Annotated in this window: 3 protein-coding genes; all 3 read left to right on the top strand. The window is 58.7% G+C overall.

The window, feature by feature from the left end; genetic code table 11:
* Positions 1-95 precede the first annotated feature (95 nt).
* Positions 96-4,832 (top strand): Tc toxin subunit A, encoded by a 4,737-nt coding sequence (locus tag ACYZUA_RS25470; protein WP_461961081.1) that lies wholly within the window; start codon positions 96-98, stop codon positions 4,830-4,832.
* A 101-nt stretch (positions 4,833-4,933) separates the two neighbouring features.
* The gene (locus tag ACYZUA_RS25465; protein ID WP_461961080.1) at positions 4,934-9,097 is read left to right on the top strand and encodes a Tc toxin subunit A-related protein; all 4,164 of its coding nucleotides are present in this window, start codon (positions 4,934-4,936) and stop codon (positions 9,095-9,097) included.
* Positions 9,098-9,116: 19 nt separating this feature from the next.
* Positions 9,117-12,323 (top strand): hypothetical protein, encoded by a 3,207-nt coding sequence (locus tag ACYZUA_RS25460; RefSeq protein ID WP_461961079.1) that lies wholly within the window; start codon positions 9,117-9,119, stop codon positions 12,321-12,323.
* Positions 12,324-12,328 lie beyond the last annotated feature (5 nt).

The following is a 12,328-nucleotide window of genomic DNA, read 5'->3' as shown; positions in this document are numbered from 1 at the left end:
GGCTCCGGTGCAGGTATTGAATCTCCCCCACAGTGTGCGCTTTTCAAGCGCCCTGGCCGATGCTCGGCGCTATCGGTCAATCAAGGAGCATGACAATGACAGGTTCCAGTCTTCGTCCCAGCCAGCAACTGCTGGTTAATCTCTTCGGTGAGGAGCGCATTGCCCGGTTGGGCGCGTTGCAGGCGTTCATGGGTAAGGGCGGTAACGTGTTCGATCTGGTGCAGCGACGCCACGCCGATCTGTGCAAGGAGTTCAAACTCACCACGGACGAGGGGCATCTGTTGCTGCAGCGCAGTTACAGCCTGGCCCGGTACCTGGCGCGTGAGTTCCGCGAGCAGCGTTTAACGCGCCACGAGGATGCCGGCCGTGGGCCGCGTACCGGCGTGCGAGCGCTGGTTGACGGGCCGACGTTCGCCGACCTGTTCAAGCCGGATCTGGCCAACAGCAGCCCCGCCGGGGCTATTGAATCGAGTGTTTCCCCGGTGGCGTACCTGATGTCGATCATTCAGTGGGCGTTGCTCAATATTGAGCCCAACGGTGCGCCAGGGAGCAGCATTGGTCTGAACGCGCGACGTCCCGATCTGTGGGCTCTTTTGATCGACGAGGGCGCGGTCAATCGTGTGGAACCGGTGATCGGTATCGTGACCGAGGTGTTGATGGCCAACATCGAGGCCAACAAGCTGGTTCCGTTGGACATCGACGGTTTGCTGATCACCACGCGCTACCCCAACACATTACCTTTCGACCGCTCCTGGCAAACCATTGAATCTTCCGTCAAGGCTCGCAGAAACTCCAACCTGCTGGGCGATATCGTGCGCCTGACTGACTTGCAGTATCCGTACTTCAAGGAAACGGGGGCCCGTGGTGCCAATTCCGATATTGCCTTGCGCATGACGTCAGGCCTGGCGCCCGGACAGCAGGCGCTGTTGACTGAGCCTGGGCGGACGCCCGCCTCGTCCTCCGTCGGTGATAAAAGACCCGCGCTGCCTTGGGTTGACCCGCGAACCCGGCATGTCGTTGAGCTCTCGGTTACCCCGCTCGAGGACTTTTACCGGGACAACTTCAACTGTGAGAGCTATCAGGATTTGCTGGACCTCGATGCGTTCAGCCGGACCACGCAGCTTGATCAGACCGGGGTGGAGGCGCTGTTTTCCATTGGGGAGTTTGCCCCTGTGTTGTCTCCCAATGCTCCGGCCCTGCTCAAGGGTCAAGACCCGCTCAAGCCAATCGACGAAACCAATCCTGCCGCGCCGATTACCCCGGTCGATTTCGGATCGGTGTATGTCAATGGCGGCCTGGGAAAGCCGATCTCTCTGCAAAGGGTGAGCAGTGGCAACACAGTGAATTTCAAGCTCCAGAATCTTGACAGCAACAACCAGCATCGATTTGACCGCATCAATCGCAAGGTGCGTCTGGATCGCTGGCTGGGTCTGGCGGCCTACGAGACTGACCAGTTGATCATTGCGTCAATCAACGCCGAAAACCGTGGTGGATCGTCTCTCGTCAAAGTCATCTGGATTACTGATGACACGATGCGCTCTATTGGTCTGTTTCAAGAGTTGCGAGGCGATTACGGCTGTACGGCGGAAGAGTGTGCGGCCTTTCTGGACGTTGTTTCGGTGTATGGGCGGGGCAAGGAGCTCTCGCAGTTCGACCGTATTTACAACGCGCAATCGTTGTTCCTCAAGCCACTGCAGATCGATGACGTCGAGTTCTCCGTGGTCCCGCAAAACGACGAAGATCAACGTACCGCCGATCACATTTGCGCGGCCCTGGGCATTACCTTCAGCACTTACCGGTATCTGGCCGTGTTGATTGCCATTGCCCATAACCCGGCGGCCGGCACGCCGGCCATGAAGCTCACGCGCAGCCTCTCGGTGCTGTCGAGTTTTTATCGACTGGTGCGGTTGCCTCGCTTGCTTGGCATCAGCCCGCTGGAAGGGGTGGCGCTGCTGAATTTTCTGGATACTGAAAACGATGGTTGGCTCGCCCGGTTGGCGGGGCCTACGCAGGTTGCCCTGCACAAATTCACGACGCAAACCGATACGTTGAGTGTTATCCATGCAGCGCTTACCGCAGTGTTTTGGAGCCGGCACGAACAGTTGAGCGCGATGTGGCTGATGCAGCATGTGCAGCCGGTGCAGGTGCCGGTGGCCGCGGCCGATGCGGAACTCAAGTTGCTGGAGCAATTGAATACCCAACTGCAACCGGTACGCATGAGCGAAGCACTACTGCTGGACGCAGGGGTACCACCCGACATGCCCCTTCGAGGCTGGATGCAGCTGCTTGCAGAGTTGGTGGACGATGCCGGGCTGATTATCGGCCGGAGTGGGGAGTCCGAAAACAGTTACCGGGACCGCGCGAGTGTGGAAATCAACGTGGCAGTGACGGTCGCCGACGTTCCGCAAGAGAGCAGGCCCTGGATAGAAGACACCATCCTGACAGCGGTGTTAAAGACCCGGGCGGGACAGCGCTCGGTGGTGCAGGAAAGTTTTGCGGTGTATCTGGAGCTGTCTTCGGACCTGGTACTGCCGGTTATCGACTGGTCGGGCGGTAATGCCTATCAACTCCTTGGCCAGGCGATCAAGGCCATTCCCGCAGGCCTGCCGGCGGAAGCCGCCGAGGAGCCGGTTGAGCCCCCTGATCCTGAGGAATCCGAGCAACGGGAATTTTTGCGGCTGCTGGTCGAATTGCGCCGGCGCAGTAGTGTGGCCCGCGAGATCAAGCTCAGTTCAGCGATGTTGGTGCAGTACCTGGAAGGTGGGCAATCGACCTGGTTCGGCGTGGAGGACAGAAGCGAGCTGTCACTCAGAACCCTCTTCTATCTGACCCTGTACGGTCGGGCCGTGAAACTGGCCAGGCAACCGGCTGAGAAACTGCTCGACTACTTGAAAATGGTCAATCAACTGCCCGAGGACCTCTCCGAGGATGCTCTGAGCCTGGTACGTGATGCGGCGGCCGGGAAGCTGGCCGACTTTTTCGGCTGTGGCATCAGAGACGTTCTGGAGTGCGCCGTCCATGTCAACCCGCCTGCGCAGGACGGATCCGGGGCACCCAAACCGCTGATCCGCAATCTGCCGCAACTGGCGTTGCTGCTGCGGTTACTGGAAGGCGAGGAGTTGACAGGCATGGGGTTCACAACGTTGCTGACGTTGGGCCGTTTGACGCCTAAAAGCAGCGACGAAGCCTATCGCGAGGCTGCAGAACGTGCGCTGGAAAGCCTGTCGCGCGCGTCTGTGGGCGGACAGGACGAGCCCCTTGGCGAGTTCGGCCAAAGCGTCGATGTACGTTGCCAGGTGGACAACAAAAAACTGGTGGCCAATGTGCCGGGTGAAATGGCGACCTTCACTCTGGTCCTGCGCAACTTCGCCGGTGAGTTGATGAAGTATGTCGATGTGTACTGGAGCCACAGCGGAGTCGGGGTGCTGTTGGATTACGCCACCCGTACCGACCATGAAGGCAAGACGTCGACCCGATTGCTGGCCGACAGTGAAATGGGCGCTGCTCATGTGTCGTACAGGCTGGACATGCGTGAAGAGGTCCATGCGGGCACCGTAGTGATCGATTGCGGTGATGCTCTGAAATTTGTGATAGGTAGCAAAAGGGTCGAGCCGAATCGCAAATTGCTGGCCGATGGGAAAGACACCGCCACGGTTTCGGTGCAGGTCATCGATGAGTATCGAAACCTGGCCATCGGCAAGCCGATTTCCTGGTCCTCGGTGTTGGGCACGATCAGTCCGGAAGAAACCTTTACCAACAACGAGGGTATCGCCAGGGTGTACTTGACTAGTCGGCAGCCGGGGAAAGAGAAAGTCACTGCCCGGCATGTGCTCAGCGGGGAGGCTACGGTGTTCACCGAGATCGAATTTGTCGATGAGCCCCGCATCAAAGCCTTTTTTATCGACTCGGCAGTCGTGGTTGGCCGGGATTTGCGGTTGGTATGTGATGTGATTGGGTCAGACGGTGACGCGTATCTAGGCCACAAGGTTCGATGGAGTGTGGGAGCCGAAGAGGGAACCGCGACGACCGATGTGAACGGTCGTGCTGAATGGACGTTCCGGTTGGCCCTCGCGGGTGCATTGGCGGTGACGGCGGAAGTCGGCACCCTCGGTCTGCAGGAGCGTATCGAGATCTTCGTGGCTGAGGATGTGTTGATTACGGACTGGTCCACCGACTATAGGGTCCCTGTCGCCGGGGCGCGTGAGCCGAGCATGCTTTGGATCGAGCTCAAGGACAGCCTCTCGGACGGCGCTCGTCCGATAACGAATTACCCGGTCAAATGGCGCATTGAATCGATCTCGAAAAAAGCGTCCGTCACCGAAAGCATTACGATCGAAACCGATTCGGCCGGGCGCTCGACGTTTCCGTTCAAGGCCAGTACCGAAGGGGTGTACAGGGTAACGGCTCAACCGGAAGACCAGGGCTCCAGTCAGGTTTTCGACCTGACCGTCAAGGCGGCTTTTATATGGGACGTCAAGCTCTTCAGGCTGGAGAACGACGTCGAATACCCCGTCGAAGGGGTGAACGACATGCTGCCTTTGCTGAGAAACAGTCGCTACCGGCTGAAGATCGAGCCGGCGAGTGCGCTGCCCGATAGGGAAAAGGCGACCGCCGTTGTCGGCTGGAGTGCCGTCCATAGCGCCGCCGCAATGGGCATAACGTTCACGCCAAGGCTTGCCGCTACCGAAGCGTTTAAACCGGACGAACCGTTGTCCTGGCTGATCGATTGCGCCGATGTACGCGATGGCGATTTCCAGTTAGCGCTCAATTGCTCGCAAGTGAGCGAGATTTTTCTGTTGCCGGGCACGTTGAGAAAACCCGCCGCGAGCTGAATGTCGCGCCGGGGCCATGAGGCCCTGCGTTCGGTGCACCACGGTTGCCCCTACGCCCGTTGTCGGGCTGAGGCATTGAGTTATCAGGATGGGAGTCCAACATGTCGATGTCCAACCAGGGCCCAATGGCTCAATCATTGCTCGACGCCGTCGCCAGCCTCGCGCGTAATACACGACTGATTAAACAACCGGGTGGGGTAAAACCGGTGACCCGGGACGATTTGTACGAGCTGTTATTCGTCGACCCGCAGGTCAGTGCCGAGCCTCGGACCACTCAGGTGGCGCAGGCGATCGCCAGCGTCCAGCAGTACATCAACGGCGTATACAACGGCATGGAACCGGGTTATTCCGAGGCACGTTTCGACCCTGAAGATGTGGAGTACTGGCAGAACATCGAAAGTCGCTTTGATATCTGGGCCGCCAATCAAATGGTCGAGGATTACCCGGAAAATTTTATCGATCCCTCGTTGCGGATCAAACGAACGAGTTTGTTCAAAACCCTTGAAAGCAACCTGAGCCAGATGCGGCTCACCGAAGATTCCGTGCACGGCGCGATCAAGGAGTATTTGCGTGCCTTCCAGGAAACCTGTGACCTGGAAGTGCTCAGCGGTTATATCGACCGCAGCGACTTCAAGGACGCCACGTATTATTTCATTGGCAGGGAGCGCACTCCGCCTTACCGGTATTTCTGGCGTAAGGCGCGGATCGATCTCGCTGACAAACCGAACTATGTCAACCCGACGGCCTGGGGCGAGTGGCAAGCGATCGATATTCCGTTGACTGAAACGATGCTGGATATTCGTCCGGTGTTCTGGAGGGGACGTCTGTCCGTGGTCTGGGCCACCTGGGCCGAGGCGCTGACTAACGATGAAGGTCGGCAGGTGGAGCCGGCGCGGCTCAACGTGCTGGCGTCTTTCGTGACGATCAGCGGGCAATGGTCCGCTCCGGTGACTTTGCACCAGTCGCAGTACGACAAGGACTTTGAACCGTTAACGGGACGTCTGGTAGCGGTGGTGTTTGCCGAGGAACGGGGCGCGGATGACAAGCTGGCGGTGTGTTTCACCGGTGTCTCGTCGATGGGCGAGGATGACGAAGGCAAGCCTTCCATCTACGAGATCCGTGACACGCTGTTTCGCAAGCGGCCGAACGAAGCGGTCGCCCTGGTGGAGTTGGCGCACGTACGGTTCAAGGACCGCGATACGTTGCAGTACACCGTCATGCCGCACGAGCGTGTTTCGTTGACGGTGGACAGTAGAACCAGCGTGGGGGGAGACCTGAATGCGCATCTAAAGCTGGAGGTGACCGTTGCGCGAGAGTCGGTTGCTGGCACGTTGAAGGACGTCCTGCGGGTGCGGGGAACCTGCGACAAGAAACTTGTCGGGGTCGAGGCGACGTTCAAACTTGAACTCACCGCCGGGACCGTAATAGACCCGAAGGAGTGGACAGGCGAGCTCAAGATCGACGGAAATCTGCGCACACCGTGGATGGAAATCAAACGCGATGCTGGTTCATTACCCATCGAAGTGGCGATTCCTTTTGTTTTCGGGGCCGAGGGGCTCGGTCGCAACGCTTTCGATGTGAAGCTGTCCTCAATTCCGCAAACGTATGCGGTGCCAAAACTCCATCGAAGCGCCGACTCGGCGGCGCAGTTTCTGGACTTCAATAATGCGATCGCCGGGCAAAAATTCCGTTACACCCGACTGAATACGCTGATCGGCCCGCAACTGGTGGCCCGGGCGGATATTTCCGTGGCGGCGGTACTGGACTGGACGACCCAGCATTTACCAGAACCCGCGCTGCCCGATGGTGCCGTGGAAATCAATGGCCCCTTCGACGGCAGCAATGGGCTGTACTTCTGGGAGTTGTTTTTTCATCTGGTGCACCTGGTCACCCATCGCCTGCGCGATGAAGGGCGTTTTCTGGAGGCTCAGCGCTGGAGTCATTACCTGTTCGATCCGCAATTGAAGGCGCAGTCTTTTGCGGACATTGAAACCGGTGTGCCGGACGCCCCCAACTATTGGCGCTGCCGGCCGCTCAACCTGCCTGGCGACATTGCCCATGAACTGGCCTTGCCCAATGACCCGGACGCCATTGCCTATGCCAGGCCCAGGCACTACCAGATTGCCTTGTTCATGGGGTATGTGCGCACGCTGATCGAATGGGGCGACTGGTTGTACCGGCAGTTGACCCGCGACAGTCTGGCGGCGGCGCAATTGCATTACTTGCGTGCGCAGTCGCTGATGGGCGAAGCCCCTGAGTTTGGTACGGCCAACGATTGGGTGCCCAGACCCATCGAAGATCTGATTCGCGAACTGGGCGAGCGTCAGACATTGAGGGCGTTCGAGAAAGCATTCGTGCTGTCGGAGGACGCCTGGCCCCAGGGCACGACCACCCGGCCCCGACTGGAGATGCTGGGGGGCCAATCCTTTCGGGCACCGCTTAATCAGGAGTGGCTGAATACTTACCGTGAAATCAGTCAACGAATGTTCAACCTGCGTCATTACCTGACGCTGGATGGCAAACCGTTGTCCCTGCCCCTCTACGCGCCGCCAGCAGACCCTCGGGAATTGTTACGGGCACAAGCGGCCGGCACCGATGGTCTGGCGCGGCGGATGGGGGGGCAACTGGTGGTGCCGCCGTATCGGTTCCGCACGATGCTGGAAATGGCCTTGCGTGCCGTAGAAACCCATGCGCGTTTTGGCGAGCAATTGCGCCTTCATATGGAGCAGCGTGATCGCGGTCAGCAGGAGGAATTGCAACAGAGCCATTTGATCGAGTTGGGGGCCTTTGCCGAAAATGTCCAGAAGGAAACCATCAGCCAGTTGCAAGAGGCCAGGAATGCGATGTTGCAAACCCGGGGGCAGGTGCAGGCACGCATGGCGCATTTCGAGCAGTTATCCCGCGAGAATGTGTCGGTGGCCGAATACCAGGTCATGGATCAGATACTGGCTGGCAAAATATTTGCTGCCACAGGTTCCGGGTTGATGGGCGTGGGCGCCGTTATCGATACATTTCCCAATGTCTTCGGTTTGGCCAATGGCGGTCATCAGGTTGGCAGCCCCTTTCGTGCTTTGGGTTACGGGATGCAAGTGATCTCGGAAGGCTTGCTCATGGACGCCGACCGCATGGCCAGCTCCGAACAGTACCGGCGTCGCCAGCAAGACTGGAACTTCAACAGCCAGCAGGCCAGGCTTGAACTGCAGGCGATGGATCAGCAACTGCTGGCGCATGACCACTCCATCAGCGCGGCCACGGCCAGCCTGCGTCAGACCGAAACCGCGAGTGCCCAGGCTCAGGCGCTTTACACGTTTTACAAACAGGAGCGCTTGACCACGGTCGAACTCAGCTCCTGGATGCTGGGCCAGATGAAGAACCTCTATTTTCCGGCCCATGATGCGGTGATCTCACTGTGTCAGACCGTTGAAACCTGCATGCGCTACGAAACCGGCGACTATGACACCAAGTCCTTCATTCGCCCGGAAGTGTGGATGGAGAAGTACCACGGCCTGACGGCGGCCGAGTCGCTGAAACTGGACTTGCTGTTGCTGGAAAGCGAGTACCTCAAACGGCACGAACGGCGGCTGGAGCTGGTCAAGACGGTGTCGTTGCGACAGCTGTTCGACAATCCGGTTCATGCGCCGGACCAGGGCTATGGCAGTTGGCAGGCGGCCCTGGCGGTATTTGACCCCACCAACGGGTCGGGCAGCCTGAACTTCAACCTCACCCAAAAGCTGTTTGACCTCGATTACCCCGGGCATTACTGCCGGCAGATCACTTCGGTCAGCGTTTCGTTGCCGGTACTGGTGGGGCCTTACCAGGACGTGCGAGCGACTCTGGTGCAGCGTGGAAGCCATACGTTGACCCAACCACTGTTTTCAGCCGTGCAGTTCATGCACGGGGTGAAGGACAGCGCGGCGGGGCCGGATATCAAGATCAACGTGCGCAACAGCCAACAGATCTGCGTTTCTACCGGCCTGGACGATAACGGCATGGTCGTCATGGCGGCCGATGACCGTTACTTGCCCTTCGAAGGTACCGGTGCGGTGTCGACGTGGACGTTGAGCTTTCCCCGGCATGGCAAGGAAGAACAAGCATCAATGCTTGCGTCTCTGAACGACATCATTGTGACCGTCCGCTATCTGGCCAGGGATGGCGGACCGGAGCTGGCACGCGAGGTGGAAACGCTGCTGGCCCCCCCGGGCGACGACGCCGTGAGTTCCAGTGAGGGGTTTTCGATGGGTCGCGCAGTCGGCGACTTTGGTTGAACACAAGGACTTGATCATCATGAATCAGAAATCCGTAAGAAAAGGCGAGAGCCTGATAGTCAATGGCAGTTTTGACAAAGAGGATTGGATTGAGGGGTGGCAAAAGGGTGCCCCCCCACACGACGCTGCCAGCCTGGAGGAACCCGATTATGACGGGGGACGGATCTACGTCGCGCGCCTGGTCGTTCAGGCAACTCTCGAGCAAAGGTTCCCATTGCCGGTGCTGCGCAGCGAGGGTGTGACTCATGTATTGAGCTTTCTGTTTCAAAGTTCGCTAAAAGACGGCTTTTTCCGAATCGCCCGCGACGGTAAATGGGGAGATGACATTGATCTGCCGGTCGGGGGCGTGGTGGCGTCAGACGACCCGCCGTACGAGATCCTGCCGGTAGACGATCCTCTGGATTTCAATCCCGCGTATCGCGAATACGTAGTTGACCTTCAGCCCAATGACCGCAACGAGTCACTTGCCGTGCTTTTTGGTTTTCCGAACGAACTCGAGCCCGCCGGAATGAGCTTTACCCGTGTGCGCTTCGGGATTCTACTGGAGCCTTTGCAGCTGCTTCATGTGCAGGTCGATGAGCAGACGCACGCCGAGGGAGCCGTTTATGTGTGCCGGGGAGCCGAGGGCATCAGGGCGCACACGCTGATGTTCCAGGAGGTGGTTGGCGGCGCGTGGCAAGGCTCCGAAGTTGCCTTGTCGATGGCTGACGAAAACGAGGACCTTGACCCCAATGTGGTCATGACCCCCGCACTGGATACATTGCAGGTGCTGGAAAACCCTTGGTCGTTCACTATCTGGAACACTGCCTCTGTGCGTGTGCTTGAACTGCTAATTGTCAGCAGGTGGGATGCTGAACCCTATCCTTTGAAACTGTCGATCGGCGATCACCGTGTCGCATTGGCAGACCCCAAAAACGGTGATTTCGATCCGATCGTCAATAAGCAGTCGGTCCGTCTGACAGGCACGGTGAAATCGTTTTACACCAACGCCCCCCTTGCGGATCGCCGGGTTGTCTGGTTGCTGGAAGGTGAGTCGAAAGTCACCCACACCGACAGCTCCGGTGGTGTCGGCGTTGAATACTCGCCTGCGGTAGCCGGCCTGCAACAGGTCAACATGGCTATCGATAGCCTCTATTACACGTCCGGCGTGTTGTGTGAAACGCTGGAAGTCAAAGTGCTGGCGGCTGATCCGTTTGACTCTGCACAGGTGACTTTTGAGGGCGGAACACAATCGTCCTGGGGGAGCAGGGCCGGCTATCCTCACCGTGGGGGTCTGTTCACCGTCCGCGTGAGTGCTTCGCCGGGCAGCGAGCTGCCTGACTATCCGTTGAAGTTGATCTGGCAAGGTGAATCGGCCGAGTCACTCGGCGTTACCGTGACTCCGCCACTGAATACGCCTGTTGATTGGCAAAGTGGGGAGGTCGTCTGGACACTCGATTGCACCCACGCAACGAAGGACGGCGAGTTTGAGTTGCTGTTGGCGGCAGAACGGTTGCAAGACATGTCCAGTTCCAATCGGATGTCGCTGGGGCTCAACCGGTACATTGTCGGTGATACACGCCAGGCCAATCGCTCCCCGGTGATCGATCAAGTTGAGCGCGTGCAGGTGCTGTTGCAGCTTGTGGAACCTGAGACCCGGGAGGGTGTGGAGAACGTGGAAGTCGAATGGCAGACGCCTGGCGGTTCTGTCACGACGCTCACCGGCCAAGAGGGCTGGACGGAGTTGTCCTATCAGCCGACTGCAGATGGTCCTCAGGATCTTGTCGCCACAATCCAGGTTCGCGGCGAGGAGGGCGAAACGCTTGAAGAGACATTCCCGTTCACGGCCTGGGCGACGAACCCCTGGAAGACCGAGGTCGAGTGGACGATCGACAACCCGCTCGTACCCGCAGCGCTCGGTTTTGTCTGCTGGCGTGGCGAGACCGTTACCCTGACACTTAAACCCAAGCCTGGCAGCCAGTTGCTCGACAAGGATGTAATGCTGGACTGGCGGGATGTTGATCCGGGCCTGGGGCTGACGTTTGACCGACCCATTGGTGTGCGAGAGAGGCTCACCGCTGCCGGATTGCAATGGAGGATCACGGGCGGTGCAACGAAGAGCGGCAGGTTCGAGTTGAAGCTGAGCACTGAGGACATTCAGGACTGGGAGCTGTCTGGCCGATTGATCTCCAGAAATCTTGCCGATGAGGGCCGCGTCTCGCTGGATACAACCCCGGTGCTTTCCGCTGTGTCGTCGTACCCGTGCCTGGGGGCGAAGCATGCATTCTCATTCTTGCCCAATCCATTGGGGCCGCTGTCCGGTTTATCGATGGTGCTCGACTGGACCGGCATGCCGGCTGAGCAACTGAACGTGATCGTCGAGCCTGCTGTGGGCACTGGTGTCGAGATCGTATCGGGCGGGGCACGATGGTCGCTCGATTGTCGTAACAGCCAGCATGCAGGCGACTTCTCACTGCAGTTGACGTTGCCTCAGCTGGCTATGTCCTCGACATGGATGGCCATGTCGCTGGGGCATAACCGGCTGGAAATCATCGGCCAGCGTGAGGCGACGATCAGACCGGTGCTGGCGGAGAATCAAAGTGCCAGGGTGTGGGTTCAAGTGGGTTCGTTTTACACAAAAGCCCCCGTGGCGAATATTCCCGTGAGCTGGAAAGGAGAGGACGATGCGCAAGCGTTGATCGTGCCCACTCGGGGGGACGGCTGGTCATCCTATGCCTATCAACCGAAGGCCGCAGGCCTGGTTGAGGTCAAGGCTGAGCTAAACAGCCCTTACACCGGTCAATCACCATCGACTTCCCTGATGGTTGACGGGTTGCAGATAAGCCCGTGGCTGGGTGTGGTCTTTTACCGAGACCTCGAATCGGGCCAAAAACTGGGGGAAAAAACGGCGTTTCCACGTCGCGCCAACGATTATTCGTACAGCATTGCGTCCACAACGGCCGACAATCCAATCATGGGTATCCCTGTGAGGTTGGGCTGGGCGGGAACATTGCCGAACGACCTCAGCGTAACCGTGGCACCGGTGCTGGGGGATAAACGGCCGATGGGCATGTCTGGGCTGAAATGGGACGTTAAATGTGGCGATAGAAAGGACGGAAGTTTTCGTTGGTTTGCCGAGGCTGCCAATCTGCTTGAGCTGTCGCCACGGCAGCCGTTTTCATTAGGTATCCGATATGACCCGACCCATGCCCTCGATTCTGAGCCTGTTCTGACGAAGGATGCTTAATGCGC

It is taken from the genome of Pseudomonas sp. LS2P72 (genome assembly GCF_054897865.1).
The sequence above is the reverse complement of the archived record's forward strand: the minus strand, read 5'-3'. Positions and strand labels throughout refer to the sequence as shown.